The sequence below is a fragment of the Leuconostoc sp. DB-1 genome, from assembly GCF_013414845.1.
Lineage (GTDB): Bacteria > Bacillota > Bacilli > Lactobacillales > Lactobacillaceae > Leuconostoc > Leuconostoc mesenteroides.
Genome location: NZ_JABFNJ010000001.1, coordinates 1,432,501 through 1,449,530 on the forward strand (window position 1 = coordinate 1,432,501; position 17,030 = coordinate 1,449,530).

Sequence of the window (17,030 nt, forward strand, 5' to 3'; positions counted from 1 at the left end):
TACCTTGTTACGACTTCACCCCAGTCATCTGTCCTGCCTTAGACGGCTCCTTCCTAAAAGGTTAGGCCACCGGCTTTGGGCATTACAAACTCCCATGGTGTGACGGGCGGTGTGTACAAGACCCGGGAACGTATTCACCGCGGCGTGCTGATCCGCGATTACTAGCGATTCCGACTTCATGTAGTCGAGTTGCAGACTACAATCCGAACTGAGACGTACTTTAAGAGATTAGCTCACCCTCGCGGGTTGGCAACTCGTTGTATACGCCATTGTAGCACGTGTGTAGCCCAGGTCATAAGGGGCATGATGATCTGACGTCGTCCCCGCCTTCCTCCGGTTTGTCACCGGCAGTCTCGCTAGAGTGCCCATCTGAATGCTGGCAACTAACAATAAGGGTTGCGCTCGTTGCGGGACTTAACCCAACATCTCACGACACGAGCTGACGACGACCATGCACCACCTGTCACTTTGTCTCCGAAGAGAACACTTCTATCTCTAAAAGCTTCAAAGGATGTCAAGACCTGGTAAGGTTCTTCGCGTTGCTTCGAATTAAACCACATGCTCCACCGCTTGTGCGGGTCCCCGTCAATTCCTTTGAGTTTCAACCTTGCGGTCGTACTCCCCAGGCGGAACACTTAATGCGTTAGCTTCGGCACTAAGAGGCGGAAACCTCCTAACACCTAGTGTTCATCGTTTACGGTGTGGACTACCAGGGTATCTAATCCTGTTTGCTACCCACACTTTCGAGCCTCAACGTCAGTTGCAGTCCAGTAAGCCGCCTTCGCCACTGGTGTTCTTCCATATATCTACGCATTCCACCGCTACACATGGAGTTCCACTTACCTCTACTGCACTCAAGTTAACCAGTTTCCAATGCCATTCCGGAGTTGAGCTCCGGGCTTTCACATCAGACTTAATAAACCGTCTGCGCTCGCTTTACGCCCAATAAATCCGGATAACGCTCGGGACATACGTATTACCGCGGCTGCTGGCACGTATTTAGCCGTCCCTTTCTGGTATGGTACCGTCAAACTAAAATCATTTCCTATTCTAGCTGTTCTTCCCATACAACAGTGCTTTACGACCCGAAAGCCTTCATCACACACGCGGCGTTGCTCCATCAGGCTTTCGCCCATTGTGGAAGATTCCCTACTGCAGCCTCCCGTAGGAGTTTGGGCCGTGTCTCAGTCCCAATGTGGCCGATCAGTCTCTCAACTCGGCTATGCATCATTGTCTTGGTAGGCCTTTACCCCACCAACTAACTAATGCACCGCGGATCCATCTCTAGGTGACGCCGAAGCGCCTTTTAACTTTGTGTCATGCGACACTAAGTTTTATTCGGTATTAGCATCTGTTTCCAAATGTTATCCCCAGCCTTGAGGCAGGTTGTCCACGTGTTACTCACCCGTTCGCCACTCACTTGAAAGGTGCAAGCACCTTTCGCTGTGCGTTCGACTTGCATGTATTAGGCACGCCGCCAGCGTTCATCCTGAGCCAGGATCAAACTCTCAATTTGAAAATTTGAAGATTGCTCTTCGATTAAACTGACTATATTTCGCTATATCTCTATAACGTAATCCGTTTATTGTTTGTTACGAATTGACTTCGCAAATTTGTTTTTGTTACTTTACGTAACAGCTACAGATTCGTTTGTTCAAAGTTTTGTTCAGTTTTCAATGTGCTACTCGTTGTCGCTGAGACAACTATATTATCTTACCACGCTCGTTTCGCTTTGTCAACTACTTCTTTTAAGAAGTTTTCGTCGACCTCACTGCTCTTACGTTGCTGCTTCGTAAGAAACAACTCCTATAACTATACTCGCTTTATTAAAAAAGTCAACCTTTTTTTCAATTTTCTTCAAAACTGACAAATAATGTGGTTTTTAAGGTTTTTAAGAGCTCATGAATCTTATTGGCCGGCATGAATTTAAGTTTAAAATTTAATTCTTGTTCAATATTCTCAGTATCTTTTACCTCAAAAGAATAAATTGATAACAACTCACCCTCAACTTCCACGCTAGTCAATTCACCAAGACGCCAATCATCAAAATTTACTGCCCCCAACTCTTTTAAACCGCGTAGTGCTGCTCCCAAGGATGTATCATTATTGTGTTTATGCATCTTTGTAGTGAAGAACTGGTAGCCATTTTCTTTTTTTGTACCAAAAAATAAGGTAGATTATCTTTCACTGCAATTGCTGTAACTGCTATCAACGACATATTTACTCACTTTCCGAGACGCTCAAGTGCCTCTTCAATCCATTCATTCTGTTTATTAGCAATAGATGTAAAGCCGTATTCTAAATGATAGTTTGTCCAAAAACGTTTTTTAAAATTGTGGTTTTTGCCCATCATTTTTTTGTTAGTGTTTATCATTTCATCTTGACGCAATGATAAACTTATTTTGCCATTATACTGTTCAATATCCATAATTACGATATTGACTTCTTTGCCCACTTTTAATTCACCATTCAAATCACGGACAATACCAGATTTACATTCCGAAATATGAATTAATCCTTGTGTGTGATCGTCTAATGATACGAATGCCCCATATGGTTGAATCCCTGTTATGCGTCCTTTTAGTTTTTGACCTACAGAATACTTCATTATTTTGCCTCTATGTTTCATTATATCATGGTCTCTTAGTTGTTCGTTCTTTTGAACAATAAAAAAGCAGGTTATGCACCTGCTATCTCAATCGTATTGATAACTACGTCTACACGTGGCTTATCCGCCATATCAACTTTTACTTTCGCTATTTCATCGACAATATTTAATCCTTCAATCACTTGACCAAACACGGTATGTTTGCCATCAAGCCATGGTGTACCACCTTTTTGTCGATAAAAATCAGCTACCTCTGCCGGTAAATCACGCAATGCCGAAACCATTTGTGATGGAAAATTAGATGCCTGTACAATAAAGAACTGCGATCCATTCGTATTAGGACCAGCGTTAGCCATCGAAAGAGCCCCATACGTATTAAACAAACGATCGCTAAACTCATCTTCAAAACTGCCGCCCCAAATACTTTCACCGCCCATACCGGTTCCTTCAGGATCGCCACCTTGAATCATAAAGTCACTGATCACACGATGAAAAATGCCATTGTTGTAATATCCATTTTTTGCATGTGTAATGAAATTTTCGACAGTTTTTGGCGCAATATCAGAAAACAATTTAATTCTAATATCACCCTTATTTGTTTTAAAAATTGCAACAGGGCCACTATAATTAGCAGCGTCTAATTGTGGATAATCTACCATGAATTTTCTCCTAAAATTATAAAAAACGCCTAGTGGCGTTTATACTTCGTCTTCAAATTTGGGGTCAATAATGACAGCGCCATTTTCAATTTCTTCTAACGCTTGCCCAACAGACTTATTCGATTCAAATGTTTCTTGAGTTGCTGGTAAACCAGCATCCAATTCACGAGCACGCTTTGCGCCTAAAGCAATTAGCTTATAGCGTGAGTCAACTTTTTCTAATAGCTTATCAACTGATGGATATAGTAACATGTCTCTCTCCTTATTGTATCTTATCAAATACACGCGTTACGCGTAGGCGTTCTGCTGTAATGATTGATTTGATTCGTTCAACTGCGTTTGAAACCACATCGTTTTCAACAGCATAATCGTAATTAATCATCATTTTAAGTTCGTCACGCGCCGCTGCAACTCGTTTTTCAATCACATCAGCAGAATCTGTACCACGGCCGACCAAACGGTCGCGTAGATTTGCCAAATCCGGAAGTGTCAAAAATATGTAAATACCTTCTGGCATTTTTGATTTAACTTGCAAGGCACCTTGTACGTCTATTTCCAAAAAAACATCACGCCCGCTCGCCAACGTCTCGTCTATAAAGCTTTTAGGTGTTCCGTAATAGTTGCTGACATATTTTGCATACTCTAACATGTCACCATTATTAATTTTTTCTTCAAACTGTTCACGGGTTACAAAGAAATAATCTTCACCGTCTACTTCTCCAGCACGGGGCTGACGTGTTGTAGCGGAAATCGAATATTGAAAATCAATGCTTTCTTCTTCAAAAATTGCTTTACGTACAGTGCCTTTTCCGACACCTGAGGGTCCTGAAAGTACGATTAATAAACCACGCTGAGTCATAATATTCCTCTTTATAAACTAATAAGAATATTATAGCAATGTACAGCCACAATATCAATGTTAACATAAATACAGCCACTGTAGTGAATATTTGTTCGTATAGACAAATATAGACTTTATAAACAGAATATGCCTATTTATCAACATAATGATCATAATAATATTCAAGAAACGTTTAAGAAACTTTCCATGATTTGCTTATTTGAACATTTGTTCGTATAATAAATTTATACAATAACGAGTGGAGAAGACTGGTATGCAAAATTATATTGTCCAACATCAATTTCAAGCACCATTACATCATTTACTTCAAAAACTTATTAAATACGTTGCTTCAAAAAAAGCAGTGCCTTTAAAGCGCCAATTAAATGCACAGGAAATCATTGTACGATTAGAACTAGCGCTAAATACAACTGATCCTGTAACCGTTCAGCTCAATGATTCTTTGTTCAATGAGCGCATTACGCAGTTGTCTGGATACATTTACCAAAATAATCATGGCCAGCTTTTTGTGCAATCCTATAAGACTCATAAGTTCTCTAATATAACACCAGGAATGATTCGACACATTTCATTTAATTGACTGTCAGCCAACCATATGTGTACGTAAAAAAGCACAATCATAGTTGTGCTTTAACTAAGTTTCTCTATATCTTTCATATCTAACTTTTCAAGTAAAGAATTAATCGCAATTACATCAATATAACGATCAATATCAAGAGTCCCTGCTACAAGGTCACCTAATCCTGTGAGGGCTTTTTTACTACTCAAAAAAGTTAAATAAGATTTGACCTCACCACCAATGCCATCTAAATCACGCCACTGTGGTGTCCAATAATCTAACAGATGTTTTTCAGCAAATGCATTTAACAAATTTGCTCGCCATAATTTGTGAGTTGCATTAAACTCGCGTGCCATTCCCTCGTGAAAGGCATGAAGCATATTAATGACATTATCACTGACAACATCTTTAACAGAAGCTTCTTGGAACTTTTGTAGACTTTTATCAGCAAATTCAATTTCTGTTTGCATTTCGTCTGGTGACAACGATGGTTGCAATTTTTGCACATCATCAGTATTCTTCAAAGGCTTCATTTTAGGTGATAGTCCGCGGAATGTTTCATTAATAATTTCAAGATTAAAGTCATCATCATCTTCACTTTCTGACAAAAACTTAAATTGCAGTTCATCAATGGCGTTTGACGTTTTCATCATTTCCGCAACATCTTTACCTTGCCACTTGAAAAAATTAATCGCGATTACCGTGCGCATAATCATACGCCAAAAATTAATATCAAATTTTGGTGCGTGAGCGATAAATCTCTTGTTAACACTACTTTCTTTTACCAAGAATTGTTGCATATCATACAAGACGGGTACCAACAGTACAAAGTAACGCCAATCACGATCATCGCTATTCACTAATGCTGCTTGCATAACCTCGTTCAAATTAACTGTGGCCCGTTCGTTGCTAGTAAATTTTGTAAAATTTTGTTGCACAATCGTAGCAATCACGTCATCCAAGAAAAAAGAAGCTACTTCAAATGTTTCTGTAGAATATTTAGTATTGTATGTCAAATAATATCGTGCACGCAAAAAGCCCGCAAAATCATTGTAGTTAAATTCTGGCAATACACTTTTTGAAGTGAATTTCTGCTTTGATTTTATATGACGCATTTTTTTTATTTGCGCTGATTTCCCTTGTTTCATATCATAAAAGTATCAAATTAAATCACTTATAATTCGTGATCTGCATTCAACACATCCTCCTTTTTAAATACTCAAATCTAGATTGTACTTCCCACTACCAAACTCGCGTAACTTGAACTGAAATACTTGCTCGTTACGCTCTAAATTAGGTGTGACAACGGTTGCCTGTTGCTTGCCCTCTAATTCGGCAATTTCAATTGCACTATTAATAGCTGACATCACTGGGGCAAATTCCTTTGGATCCGCAGACACATAAAACATTTCTGCATTCCCGTATGTTGCTGACCTGCGCATCAAACTAACTGAGACCCTATATCTGTTTGCATCAAAAATAATATGATTAAAGTTAAATCCGTGCGCATAATGAAATAATGATGATAAAAATTCTTGAGAGTTAAATTTTTCTTTTGCCATGTGTTTTCCTTAAAATAGTTTCAATACAAGTATACTATAAAAAATCAATCAAATTGAACAATCAATGTTCGTCGTATTAATCCCAATTTATTACCCGTTCTTACGAAAGAAGAAGGCTTTCGACGAGAAAGCCTTCTTCTTAATCAATAGTTAAATTACTTCAATTCCACAATCGTTGCACCGTCACCACCTGCATTTGCACTAGCAAAATGATACGACTTCACGCGACGATCAGATCTCAAAAACTCGGTAACACCTTGACGCAACGCACCTGTGCCTTTTCCATGTATAATTTCAACAGGACTAATGTTTGCTAATACTGCCGTATCTAAATATCGATCTAGCTCGGTTAAAGCAGCTTCATAACGTACACCACGCAAGTCCAATGACGATTTTACAGAAGCCCGCGTTGATCCACTGCTTGTTGTTTTTCGAATAATTTTTTGTTGTTTCTTCTTAGCTTTACCTTTTTGAGCCTTCACAGTTGCTTCAGTTTTAACAATATCGTCTTCATCAACAAGCATTTTTAAAATGCCCATCTCCACTTCCCATTGACCATTCTTGTGCTTTTTGACTAAAGTACCCTGCTGGCTGTAAGAACGGACGGTAATTTCATCCCCAGGGGCTAATTCTTTTACCTTTTTTGCTTTTTGCAAAATTTTATTTTTTTCCAAAGAGTCATTCTGCCGTAACTGATCTAGCTTTCCTTTTCTGGCTTGCAGTTCTTGCTCAGTTAACTCACCACGCTGTCCTGCTCTTAAACGCTCTTTACGAATTTCACTAATCAATTGCTCTGCCTGTTTTTTGGTTGCTGCGACAATATGATTAGCTTCATTTTTAGCGTCTAAAATAACATGCGCGCGCTCTTTTTCCAACTTACTTTGTTCTTCGCTTAAGGCTTCTGACTTTTCTTCCGTCGCCTTTAGTTGTGATCTAAGTTCTTCATTATTTTTTTTGACTTCATCTCGCTGTGCAACCAAATCAGCAATCATATTATTCAAGTCTTGATCCGATTCGTCAGTCAAAGCCATCGCTGCACCAATGACATCTTCGCCAAATCCTAAACGCTTCGCAATTGCTAAAGCATTAGATTGTCCTGGCACACCCATCAAGAATTGATAAGTTGGTTGTAATGTTTCCACATCAAACACCATGGAAGCGTTTTTAGTTTCTAGTCGATTATAACCGTATAACTTCAACTCAGGATAGTGTGTCGTAGCTATCGTATACGCCCCTAGGCTAGCAACTTTGTCTAATATAGCAATTGCTAGTGCCGCCCCTTCTGCCGGGTCAGTTCCAGCGCCCAGTTCATCGAAAATAACTAATGTTTTATCATCAATGTGGTCAAGCATTGACACAATGTTGGCCATGTGAGAGCTGAAGGTAGACAAGTTTTGCTCAATTGATTGTTCATCACCAATATCTGCAAAAACTTCATCAAAAATACCTATCGTAGAGGGTTGCCTTGTCGTTATAAATAATCCAGATTGAGCCATTAATTGTAATAGCCCAAGCGTTTTAATCGTGATCGTTTTACCACCAGTGTTAGGACCAGTAATAATGATAGTTTTGTAGCTATCCCCAAGGCTTATATCGTTAGCTACTGCAATTTTTTTATCCAGCAGTGGATGCCAAGCTTGTCGCAAGCTAATGTGGTTCTCTACGCTGACAGTTGGTTGCATAGCATCTAAGCGGGCTGCTAACCGCGCTTTGGCATTAACAAAGTCAAAGTGCCCTAAAATTCGAACATTTTGTTGAATCTCATTTGTATGTGGCTCTAATTCTGCTGATAGTTCTTGCAACACTCGCTGCTCTTCTGCATTTTCTTTCACGCGAAGCTCGCTTAGTTTGTTACTCAATTCAACAACAGCTTGTGGTTCAATATAAAGTGTCAATCCTGTTTGACTTTGATCATGAACAACACCACCAAATTGACTTCTATACTCTGCTTTTACTGGTAAAACATACCGATCACTTCGAATAGTAACAATCGGATCACTCAAATATTGTGCAGTTTTGCCTTTAGTAAATTCCTGCATCTTATTTTTAATGGCATTTTCGTGACCGACTATTTTGCCTCGAACTGATTTTAACTCATATGATGCTTCATCATTAATACGACCAGTTGAGTCAATAGCAGTTTGAATTGATTTGGTAACCTCAGGCAACGTTTCTAATTGCTCAGCTTGTTCAATAAGCACTTCTAAAGATTCACCAATTGACTCATCTTTCATCTGTATGAAAAAATTAGAAATAGCACTTGTATTACGTAAAACATTTCCTATTTCAGCTAATTCAGTAGCACTTAAACTTGCTTGAATATTTAGTCTTTTCAAATGCGGTGTGATATCGGCTAATTTAGCTAGCGGGATGCCGCCTTTCAAACGATCAATCATCATCGCATCTGCTGTTTCTTGGAGCCAATAATTAATTATATGTACATCAGTAATTGGCTGCAGCGCGTCTGCTTCTTGTCGTCCAATGGGCGTTGATAAAAAATCACTCAGTTGTGACTTGATTTTGTCATATTCTAATGTTTGTAGTACTTTTTGATTCATTTTATCTTCCCAAATATCTAGAACAAAAATGTTACTAGATTCTGTTCTATGTCAGATTCTATAGCCACCAATTATATATTTGATTAGCAAAAAATGGCATATTGTCTAATATATCGTTTAATAGCGGCGTTTTTAAGAATTGGTCTTGGATCCAGACGTTAGGCATTACAGACAGTAGTTCTAGGGCAAAAAATGCTATAACAGCGCCCATGATACCATACAGCAGACCACCGAGGATCGCGTCAAACCATCCCAATAATGGAATGTGTCGGACAACGCTAAAAGATTTTAATATCCAGTGACTAACAATGCCACCCAGGATGAATATTATTGTAAATACTAATCCTGATGCTAAAAATTGTGAACCGTCACCAACAACACTCTGTGGTATTGTCGTTCGCACAAATTGCCCCGAGACAAAATCAGTTAATAGCTGTCCAAACGGCTTAGAAAATTTAATGGCAATATACCAAACAATTACCCACAATATAAAACGAAGCACCGCATTGACTGATCCCATGCGATAACCCATTCTAATAGTAATTAAAATAAAAATTATTGCCAATCCTAATAAAATCATTTGTCAGTTTCCTTAAATATTTTGTTTGATGCGCGCGTACGGCTTTCTTGCTTAGCTGTAGCGATAATACTTGAAACGGCACTTTTTTTAGGCTTCAGCCTTTCTTTTTGCGATTGTAGCAAATTAATTTCTGCTTGCATTTCAGCTATTTTTTCACGTAATTCATCAATTTCCGCTTGTTTATACAACTGATCAGATATTGAATTGAATGTCAAAAGAATCGCCTGATCCAATTGTGACAACTTTGGAGCAACAACTTTAATTTGCTTAATCTGTTTATTAAGTAATTCCTCTGTTGATTTAAAATGGGGCAGACTCGCTTCCCCAGAAATAACATATGTTTTACCGGCAATAGTTGCCTTGTATTGTCTTCTTTGTTGTTTTGTCATACTTTAATTATACAATAAATCCCATAATTGCGCGGAAAAACTACCAACACCGTTAGTTTAGTTAATGAGCACTGGAAAAACTGGAGACTATCCTTTCATTTCATGAATTATTTAATATCGGCGCTCACAACATAGAAATTATCTCTAATTTTTACACTACGATTAAGTTTTACCGTAATTATATCTCCAACTTTAAATATCCTATCAATATGATTATTATCAACTAAAATGCTAACCTTTTTATTATTATTTTCTGGCAAATTCAAAAGTATTGAATCCCCTTTAATCACTTTATCATTAATTTTAAATTGGAGGATTTTATCAGACACATCAGTTTTATGAAGAACCTGATAAAATTTCCTTTCATCATCTTTATTCATCACTGTGTAATCTGCCCCCGTCGTGAACTCCCACAACAGAATAGCTACCCCACCAAAAACTACTACTATTATTATGGCTATTAATAGTGACTTAGTTTTTAACATACTTTATTTTCTCCCCATGTGACTATAATTCAACAGCAATAACCCATACTGCGATTATATAATATTAACATATCTCAAACTGATTTTGAGAATGTTATCACTAACAAGTAGAAAACCAATAATAATAAGATGAATTTTTTTCTAAACACACAGTGCCAAAAACTGCTATACTGCTAATATGCAAAAAGTTATTCAAGTCAATAATCAAAAATTAAAACAAATGGCTCATTATTATAGTCAATTTTCCAGTAAGAAAGTGCCTACTGGAGCCTTGTTCTCAATTAGTAGTGGATCTGCCACTGTAACTGGCTACTACTCTGGTAAAGTCATGTTTCAAGGCAAAACTGCTAGTGCTGAGGCTGCTAAGTGGCAATCAAATTCAATTCACAGTCTTGACACGCCTAAAAAAATGAGCACAACTCTTCCAGCTGATTTCGCTAACTGGTCGGTTCTAGGTTCTGATGAGGTAGGTGCTGGTGCCTATTTTGGTCCACTAACAACAGCCGCCGTTTATGTATCCCAAGAAAACTTAGAGTGGGTGCGAGCACTAGGTATTGCTGACTCCAAAACCTTAACAGATGACAGAATGAAAAAAATTGCTCCTCAAATTATTGCTAAGCTACCTCATCATGTTGTTAATTTAATGCCTGAAAAATATAATCAACTGCAGCCATTGCATAATGTGAACCAGATGAAAGCAATTTCTCATAATTTTGCCTTAGGTAAAGTATTGGATAAAATTTTCCCAATCACACCCCAAGCCATTTTAATTGATCAATTTGCACAACAAAGCACATACTTTAATTATCTCAAGAATGCCAAGCAACAACGGATAATCCATGAAAATGTATACTTCACTACTAAAGGAGAGCAATATCATTTGAGTGTCGCCGCTGCTTCTATCTTAGCTCGTGTAGTAGAATTAGACGCCATGTCTAAATTAAGTGTCGAAGCTGGTATCAAGCTGCCTATTGGTGCAGGACGTGAAGTTGATACTGTTGCTGCGGAATTATTACGACGAGGTATTGATTTGAAACACTACGCTAAACTACATTTTGCCAACACTAAAAAAGCAGAACGCCTATTATAGACATTCTGCTTTTTTATTTATGCTTCTGGTTTTGCTGTTGTTTCTGAAGTATCGTCATCTTTAATCGATGATGCTTCAGCATCTTTTACATTTTCATCATCGGCCAAATCAGCCAAAGCTTCTTCCAAATCAACATCATCTTGTGTTAATTCGATATCCTCACTGGCGAATTTATCTCGTAAATCAGTAAGTGCATCTTGTGTTTTTTCAATATAAGGAGTAACAAAATCTTTAGCTTTATCAACATATGGCGCTGCTTGATCTGTTAAATCCTTAATTTTTTCAGTTGCAGCGTCAATTTGGTCAGCATATTTTTCTTGACTATCCGTCTTCAAGGCAGCGGTTTTTTCTTTGGCTTTTTCTGTCACATCAGCCGCTACATCCGCTGCATTGTAAGCAGCATCATAAGCCTTATCACGTAGCAATGCACCCGTATTATGTGCTTTGGCTGACAATTCATCCTGCTTATCTTTAGGCAATGCTTTATAAGCAACATATGCTGCCGTAGTTGCTAAAACACCTGCAATAAATACTTTTGTCTTTGACATAATTAGACCTCCGTCTTCTTTTTATTTCTAAACTTACCCATAGCCGCTTTTGTTGCGTTTTTAGTCATAGCAGCCGCCACACCAGTTGCACCGGCCTTAACACCTGAAAACTTGTGAGTCACATTTTGCGCTGAATTATTTAGTTTTGACACAGTTACTGATAAATCAGCCATTGCCTGTACCGTTGGATCAAGGGTTTTAACTTTGCCATTGATATCATTTAGCAATACATTAGCATTTCCCAAAATCTCATTACTTGAACGTGCGATCGTATCGACATCCATTGTTATAACACCCAATGAACGTGTTAGACGTAACAAGAATATGCCAATAAAAATCACCAAAAGTAGAAAGGCTACGGCAAATATAATTAATGCTAATTGTCCTGGTTCCATAAAATCCTCCGCTAAATATCATAGTTATGATTATACTTTGTTTAACTTTTTATGAAAAATTTAAAACATTCTCACTTGTATTAATTATAACAAAAAAAGACGCTCTACGAACGACTTTTTTATTAGTGTATTATTTATCATGGCTTAATGTGCATAGTCAATTGCACGTGTTTCTCGAATAACCGTAACTTTAATATGTCCGGGATATTCCAGTTTTTCTTCGACATCCGACTTAATGTCGTGTGCCAATACTTTAGCTTGCAAGTCTGTAACCTTTGTAGGTTCAACAATCACGCGCACTTCTCGACCTGCTTGAATAGCATATGCTGTGTGAACCTCCTGATAATTATTTGCAATCGCTTCAAGATCCTTTAAACGTTGCACATAATTTTCTAGTGACTCGCTACGAGCCCCGGACGAGCAGCGCTAATAGCATCAGCCGCAGCTACTAACTCAGCAATCGGCGAGATTGCTGCAACATCACCATGATGAGAAGCAATTGCATTGATTACAATTAGCTTCTCATTAAACTTCTCAGCTAATCTGACGCCTAATTCCACATGGGAACCTTCGACCTCAGCATCAACTGCTTTTCCAATATCGTGTATTAATCCAGCGCGTTTCGCAAGCGCAACATCCATTTTAAGCTCTGCTGCCATCATTCCCGCAAGTTTTGCGACCTCGATTGAATGCTGGAGCACATTTTGACCGTATGAAGTTCGATAGTTCATACGCCCTATCATCTTAATTAAGTCTGGGTGCATGCCTCGTAATCCTAGTTCAAAGACAGCTTGTTCACCCTTTTCACGAATCGTTTCATCCATTTGACGTCGTGATTTTTCAACCATTTCTTCAATACGAGACGGATTAATTCGACCATCCGCAACTAAGGCATCTAATGCCATTTTTGCGATTTCACGTCGAACAGGATCAAATCCACTCAAAACGACTGATTCTGGTGTATCATCAATAATTAAATCAATGCCAGTTAGGGATTCTAAAGTACGAATATTACGGCCTTCACGACCAATAATTCTTCCCTTCATATCTTCACTTGGCAAATTGACAACAGAGACAGTCACGTCAGCAACAGAATCAGCTGAGGAACGTTGAATAGCTTGCACAATAATATTACGAGCACGCTTCTCAGCTTCGCTAGTTGCTTCTTCTTCCGCTTCTTTAATCAAGGCTGCTCGTTGACGAGTCAAACTTGCTTTAGTTTCACTTAAAATTTGTTTCTTAGCTTCATCAGGAGACAGTTGAGCAATTTCTTCCAACTTGTCTTGTTGTGTAGTCAACAACTTCTGTGCTAATACTTCTTTTTTATCTGCGTCATCAAGGCGTGTCTGTACTTGATTTTCTTTTTGAATCAATGATGCATCACGTTGATTCAAGGCCGCATCTTTTTTATCGAGGTTATTGATGCGATCTTCTAGCCTTTGTTCTTGTTGCTGCAGATGCTTTTGACGATCATTATACGAATCATTAACTTGATTTCGATAAGTTTGTGCCAAATCTTTAGCATCAACTTCTGCTGCACGTTTCAAACTTTTAGCTTCATTATTTGCTTGTTCAAGAATGTTAGTTGCCATTTGCTCGGCAGAAATAACTTTATGCGCGTCTTGTGACTTGCGCACATAGTATCCAATACCAAGACCAATCACAATTGCGAAAAACACTGAAATGATTGTAACTACCATGTTAGTATATCCTTTCAGCTTGTGAATATTAGATTTCACATATATTAAGTATATATGTTAATTCATGACGGGTCAATAGAGTATTCCAGAGACCGATGAGTTGTTTTACAAAAATAAAAAAGAGCGTTTTAGCTCCTAATTTTTAAATCGACGGCTTAATTCTCGCTCTTGATCACGTTTTTTAATATCTTCTCGTTTATCATATTTTTTCTTTCCACGACCTATACCGATTAAAACTTTAGCAAAGCCATGTTTTAAATAAACCTTCAAAGGGACAATGGTTACACCTTGTTCCTGCGTTGCTTTCTCAAGAACTCGAATTTCTCGTTTGTGCAACAATAATTGTCTAGTCCGTAATGGATCAACATTAAATTGATTCCCTTGCACATAAGAGGAAATATGCACATTGGTTAGTAAAGCATTACCATTGTGTACCGTTACAAATCCATCCCCTATGGTAATTTGACCCGCCCGAACTGACTTAATTTCCGTTCCCGTTAATGAGATACCGGCTTCAAAAGTTTCCGCAATGGCATAGTTAAATCGCGCTTTACGATTTTGAGCAAGATAATTTTCAGTATTTTGTTTCTTTTTTGCCATGACAAACCACCTTAAAAGTTACGTTTGCTATCCTGTTTATGCCCCTGTTTACTATCTAAGGGTGCTCTCTTTGGACGTGGTCCTTCTGATTTACCACGGCGCTCGTTTTTACGCCTCTCATCACGATTGCGACCTTTACCGAACTTACCATGTGCCTTTGAAGCTACACGAATATCTGTCGTTGGCGCATCTTCTGGATTAACCAATACAAAATCAACTACGCGCTCATCTTTATTAACACGCAAAACCTTGACTCGTACTTTTTGCCCAATTTGGAAAATACGATGCTTCGAACGGCCAATTAATGCAGCATGAGACTCATCATACTCATAATGATCATCAGTTAAGTTCGAAATATGAACCAGTCCTTCAACTGTATTCTCAAGACTAATGAACAAGCCAAACTTCAACGCTGAATTGACTACTCCATCAAACTCAAGGTTAACTTTATCCATCATGTATTCAGCCTTCTTCAAAGCATCAACGTCACGTTCAGTATCAATGGCTCGACGCTCACGTGAGCTTGTATCTTCACCAATTTTACCAAGATGACTAGCATACTTTTCTTGTGCTTGAACACCATGACCATGTCTCTCATACCATTTAATCAACCGATGAACTGTCAAATCGGGGTAACGTCGAATTGGTGAAGTAAAGTGAGTATAATACTCCGCACCCAAACCAAAGTGTCCAACTGGATCCGGTGAATATTTCGCTTGCTTCATCGCGCGCAACATCATCGTAGAAATCATTTGTTCAGCAGGATCACCAGCAACATCTTCCATTAACTTTTGTAACATGATCGGTGTTACTTTACTTGGATCACCAACAACTGGGTGCCCTAAAGCCTTTGAAAATTCAAAAAACGACTTAGCACGATCAGCATCAGGCGTCTCGTGAATACGGTACAAGAATGGTACTTTAAGTTTATCAAAATGCTCGGCAACGGTTTCATTGGCCGCTAGCATGAAGGATTCAATCATTCGTTCAGCGGTACCGCGTTCTCGCAACTTAATATCAGTGGCTTTACCATCTTCATCAACAATAATTTGTGCCTCAGGTGCATCAAATTCTATTGCGCCACGCTTTTTACGCATATTATACAGAATTTCATGTAGCTCACCCATCACTTTAAACATGGGTACTAATTTTGCGTACTCATCTTGGACGAAAACATCACCCTCTAAAATTTTATTGACTGCATCGTAAGTCATACGAGCATGAGATTTCATAACTGAGGTATGAAGTCTATGATTCACTACATTTCCTTGTGGATCAATTTCCATCTCTGCAGACATTGCCAAACGCACAACGTTTGGATTTAATGAAGCAATACCGTTAGATATATTTCTAGGCAGCATTGGAATAACACGATCAGTCAGATAGACAGATGTACCGCGATTATAAGCCTCAGCATCAATACTAGAACCTTCCGTCACATAGTGTGAAACATCTGCAATGTGCACACCCAGATGGTAGTTGCCATTGTCTAACTTCCAAGCAACTACAGCATCGTCAATATCTTTCGTGTCAGCACCATCAATTGTAACTAATGTTTGCTCTGTGATGTCCTCTCGGCCAGCCCATTCAGATTCGGAAACTTCACTTGGAATTTCGAGTGCATCATCTAACACCTCTTGCGGGAATTCATTTGGAACTTTCTTACTGTAGACGATTTGTAAGATGTCCATTCCTGGTTCATCTTTATATCCAAGTGTTTCGGTTACCGTAGCAATTATTTCTCGTGGATGGATTTTATCAGGAAAACGAGTAACTCCCGCTACGACTACCTGACCATCATTAGGTGTTAATCCGTCACCGCTAACTAACACTTTAAAATTCATTGTTTTCTTGTCGCTGAGGTGTAATTCACCAATCATGTTGCGAGCTTCTGAACCTAATGAAAAAGTACCTACTATACGCTCGTAAGCATGTTCAAGAATCTCTTCTACTTTACCTTCTGGTCCACGATCTGGTGTTGGTGATGGTTTTAATGTTGAAACACGTACCGTATCGCCCTGCATTGCTTGTAGTGTATTTTCTGGGTTAATAAAAAAGTCAGGTAATTCGTCATCGTATTTAACAAACCCAAAGCCCTTATCATTAGCACGATACTCGCCAATTGTATAGCCAGCATTTTTGTTATATTGATAACCATTTTTGATGTCGATAGCATCCCCGTCACGTACACTAGCGTTTAAAGCATTGACAACCTGCTTGTATTCTTGGCTATCTGTCATTCTTAAGCCGTCAGCTAAGTTTTGTGCGGTAAATATTTGCTCACGGTTAGCTTTCAAGAAGCCAGTAAGCTGTGATTTTAATTGTTCTAGTTCCATATGTTTTCCTTGTTAGTTTAATTTACTACCATGTAGTATGTATGTTATTTACTATAAATTGAGATAAAAAAAACCAGTTTACGAAAAAAGCGTAAACTG

Annotated in this window: 16 protein-coding genes, 1 rRNA gene and 2 pseudogenes (1 of these 19 running past the window's edge); 2 read left to right on the top strand and 17 right to left on the bottom strand. The window is 38.5% G+C overall.

The features are described from left to right. The 6 genes and pseudogenes from HFP47_RS07040 to gmk form a co-directional block, all read right to left on the bottom strand. A 16S ribosomal RNA gene (locus tag HFP47_RS07040) occupies window positions 1-1,516 on the bottom strand (it extends 35 nt beyond the left edge of the window). Between the two features lie 331 nt (window positions 1,517-1,847). Further along, a pseudogene (locus HFP47_RS07045) lies at window positions 1,848-2,218 on the bottom strand (hypothetical protein). 6 nt (window positions 2,219-2,224) lie between these two features. Next, complete coding sequence (locus HFP47_RS07050; RefSeq protein WP_011680321.1) at window positions 2,225-2,608, bottom strand: CvfD/Ygs/GSP13 family RNA-binding post-transcriptional regulator; 384 nt, start codon at window positions 2,606-2,608, stop codon at window positions 2,225-2,227. Window positions 2,609-2,679: 71 nt separating this feature from the next. Further along, complete coding sequence (locus HFP47_RS07055; RefSeq protein WP_011680322.1) at window positions 2,680-3,267, bottom strand: peptidylprolyl isomerase; 588 nt, start codon at window positions 3,265-3,267, stop codon at window positions 2,680-2,682. Window positions 3,268-3,306: 39 nt separating this feature from the next. Further along, on the bottom strand, window positions 3,307-3,519 hold the full coding sequence (rpoZ, locus tag HFP47_RS07060) for a DNA-directed RNA polymerase subunit omega (protein ID WP_011680323.1): 213 nt from the start codon (window positions 3,517-3,519) through the stop codon (window positions 3,307-3,309). A gap of 10 nt (window positions 3,520-3,529) precedes the next feature. Continuing rightward, window positions 3,530-4,126 carry a guanylate kinase gene (gmk, locus tag HFP47_RS07065; protein ID WP_011680324.1) on the bottom strand — a complete coding sequence of 199 codons (597 nt, stop codon included), beginning with the start codon at window positions 4,124-4,126 and terminating at the stop codon, window positions 3,530-3,532. Window positions 4,127-4,382: 256 nt separating this feature from the next. Between gmk and HFP47_RS07070 the strand changes: the two genes are divergently transcribed. Beyond that, complete coding sequence (locus HFP47_RS07070) at window positions 4,383-4,709, top strand: hypothetical protein (RefSeq protein WP_010291209.1); 327 nt, start codon at window positions 4,383-4,385, stop codon at window positions 4,707-4,709. A gap of 50 nt (window positions 4,710-4,759) precedes the next feature. Here HFP47_RS07070 and HFP47_RS07075 read toward each other — a convergent pair whose 3' ends face one another. The 6 genes from HFP47_RS07075 to HFP47_RS07100 all read right to left on the bottom strand — a co-directional run bounded on the left by HFP47_RS07075 (window position 4,760) and on the right by HFP47_RS07100 (window position 10,262). Then, window positions 4,760-5,836, bottom strand: coding sequence for a hypothetical protein (locus HFP47_RS07075; protein ID WP_011680325.1), 1,077 nt, complete (start codon window positions 5,834-5,836; stop codon window positions 4,760-4,762). 63 nt (window positions 5,837-5,899) lie between these two features. Continuing rightward, the gene (locus HFP47_RS07080) at window positions 5,900-6,250 is read right to left on the bottom strand and encodes a hypothetical protein (protein WP_010279689.1); all 351 of its coding nucleotides are present in this window, start codon (window positions 6,248-6,250) and stop codon (window positions 5,900-5,902) included. A gap of 155 nt (window positions 6,251-6,405) precedes the next feature. Next, window positions 6,406-8,808 carry an endonuclease MutS2 gene (locus HFP47_RS07085; protein WP_060461506.1) on the bottom strand — a complete coding sequence of 801 codons (2,403 nt, stop codon included), beginning with the start codon at window positions 8,806-8,808 and terminating at the stop codon, window positions 6,406-6,408. Window positions 8,809-8,866: 58 nt separating this feature from the next. After that, entirely contained in the window at window positions 8,867-9,388 is a 522-nt protein-coding gene (locus HFP47_RS07090) for a CvpA family protein (RefSeq protein WP_179876274.1), read from the bottom strand. Beyond that, the gene (locus HFP47_RS07095; protein ID WP_011680328.1) at window positions 9,385-9,777 is read right to left on the bottom strand and encodes a cell division protein ZapA; all 393 of its coding nucleotides are present in this window, start codon (window positions 9,775-9,777) and stop codon (window positions 9,385-9,387) included. The genes HFP47_RS07090 and HFP47_RS07095 overlap by 4 nt, the downstream gene beginning before the upstream one ends. 107 nt (window positions 9,778-9,884) lie before the next feature. Next, on the bottom strand, window positions 9,885-10,262 hold the full coding sequence (locus HFP47_RS07100) for a hypothetical protein (protein ID WP_096639514.1): 378 nt from the start codon (window positions 10,260-10,262) through the stop codon (window positions 9,885-9,887). Between the two features lie 178 nt (window positions 10,263-10,440). Between HFP47_RS07100 and rnhC the strand changes: the two genes are divergently transcribed. Further along, the gene (gene rnhC, locus HFP47_RS07105; RefSeq protein ID WP_042251451.1) at window positions 10,441-11,352 is read left to right on the top strand and encodes a ribonuclease HIII; all 912 of its coding nucleotides are present in this window, start codon (window positions 10,441-10,443) and stop codon (window positions 11,350-11,352) included. A 17-nt stretch (window positions 11,353-11,369) separates the two neighbouring features. Here the strand turns inward: rnhC and HFP47_RS07110 are convergent, their stop codons facing one another. The 5 genes and pseudogenes from HFP47_RS07110 to rnr all read right to left on the bottom strand — a co-directional run bounded on the left by HFP47_RS07110 (window position 11,370) and on the right by rnr (window position 16,931). Further along, the gene (locus HFP47_RS07110; protein WP_011680330.1) at window positions 11,370-11,900 is read right to left on the bottom strand and encodes a hypothetical protein; all 531 of its coding nucleotides are present in this window, start codon (window positions 11,898-11,900) and stop codon (window positions 11,370-11,372) included. A 2-nt stretch (window positions 11,901-11,902) separates the two neighbouring features. Next, window positions 11,903-12,295: a DUF948 domain-containing protein gene (locus tag HFP47_RS07115; RefSeq protein WP_002815745.1), complete on the bottom strand. Its 393-nt coding sequence runs from the start codon at window positions 12,293-12,295 to the stop codon at window positions 11,903-11,905. Between the two features lie 144 nt (window positions 12,296-12,439). Continuing rightward, window positions 12,440-13,995, bottom strand: a pseudogene (gene rny / locus HFP47_RS07120) (ribonuclease Y). Window positions 13,996-14,130: 135 nt separating this feature from the next. Continuing rightward, window positions 14,131-14,595 (bottom strand): SsrA-binding protein SmpB, encoded by a 465-nt coding sequence (gene smpB, locus HFP47_RS07125; protein ID WP_025268446.1) that lies wholly within the window; start codon window positions 14,593-14,595, stop codon window positions 14,131-14,133. An 11-nt stretch (window positions 14,596-14,606) separates the two neighbouring features. Further along, entirely contained in the window at window positions 14,607-16,931 is a 2,325-nt protein-coding gene (gene rnr, locus HFP47_RS07130; RefSeq protein WP_179876275.1) for a ribonuclease R, read from the bottom strand. Window positions 16,932-17,030 lie beyond the last annotated feature (99 nt).

Bases quoted from the DNA above. Each gene is read 5' to 3' on its own strand.
- HFP47_RS07085 (WP_060461506.1), bottom strand. From the start codon at position 8,808: ATGAATCAAAAAGTACTACAAACATTAGAATATGACAAAATCAAGTCA.
- HFP47_RS07100 (WP_096639514.1), bottom strand. From the start codon at position 10,262: ATGTTAAAAACTAAGTCACTATTAATAGCCATAATAATAGTAGTAGTT.
- HFP47_RS07050 (WP_011680321.1), bottom strand. From the start codon at position 2,608: ATGAAGTATTCTGTAGGTCAAAAACTAAAAGGACGCATAACAGGGATT.
- rnr (WP_179876275.1), bottom strand. From the start codon at position 16,931: ATGGAACTAGAACAATTAAAATCACAGCTTACTGGCTTCTTGAAAGCT.
- HFP47_RS07080 (WP_010279689.1), bottom strand. From the start codon at position 6,250: ATGGCAAAAGAAAAATTTAACTCTCAAGAATTTTTATCATCATTATTT.
- HFP47_RS07055 (WP_011680322.1), bottom strand. From the start codon at position 3,267: ATGGTAGATTATCCACAATTAGACGCTGCTAATTATAGTGGCCCTGTT.
- HFP47_RS07075 (WP_011680325.1), bottom strand. From the start codon at position 5,836: ATGAAACAAGGGAAATCAGCGCAAATAAAAAAAATGCGTCATATAAAA.
- smpB (WP_025268446.1), bottom strand. From the start codon at position 14,595: ATGGCAAAAAAGAAACAAAATACTGAAAATTATCTTGCTCAAAATCGT.
- HFP47_RS07095 (WP_011680328.1), bottom strand. From the start codon at position 9,777: ATGACAAAACAACAAAGAAGACAATACAAGGCAACTATTGCCGGTAAA.
- HFP47_RS07110 (WP_011680330.1), bottom strand. From the start codon at position 11,900: ATGTCAAAGACAAAAGTATTTATTGCAGGTGTTTTAGCAACTACGGCA.
- gmk (WP_011680324.1), bottom strand. From the start codon at position 4,126: ATGACTCAGCGTGGTTTATTAATCGTACTTTCAGGACCCTCAGGTGTC.
- rpoZ (WP_011680323.1), bottom strand. From the start codon at position 3,519: ATGTTACTATATCCATCAGTTGATAAGCTATTAGAAAAAGTTGACTCA.
- HFP47_RS07070 (WP_010291209.1), top strand. From the start codon at position 4,383: ATGCAAAATTATATTGTCCAACATCAATTTCAAGCACCATTACATCAT.
- rnhC (WP_042251451.1), top strand. From the start codon at position 10,441: ATGCAAAAAGTTATTCAAGTCAATAATCAAAAATTAAAACAAATGGCT.
- HFP47_RS07090 (WP_179876274.1), bottom strand. From the start codon at position 9,388: ATGATTTTATTAGGATTGGCAATAATTTTTATTTTAATTACTATTAGA.
- HFP47_RS07115 (WP_002815745.1), bottom strand. From the start codon at position 12,295: ATGGAACCAGGACAATTAGCATTAATTATATTTGCCGTAGCCTTTCTA.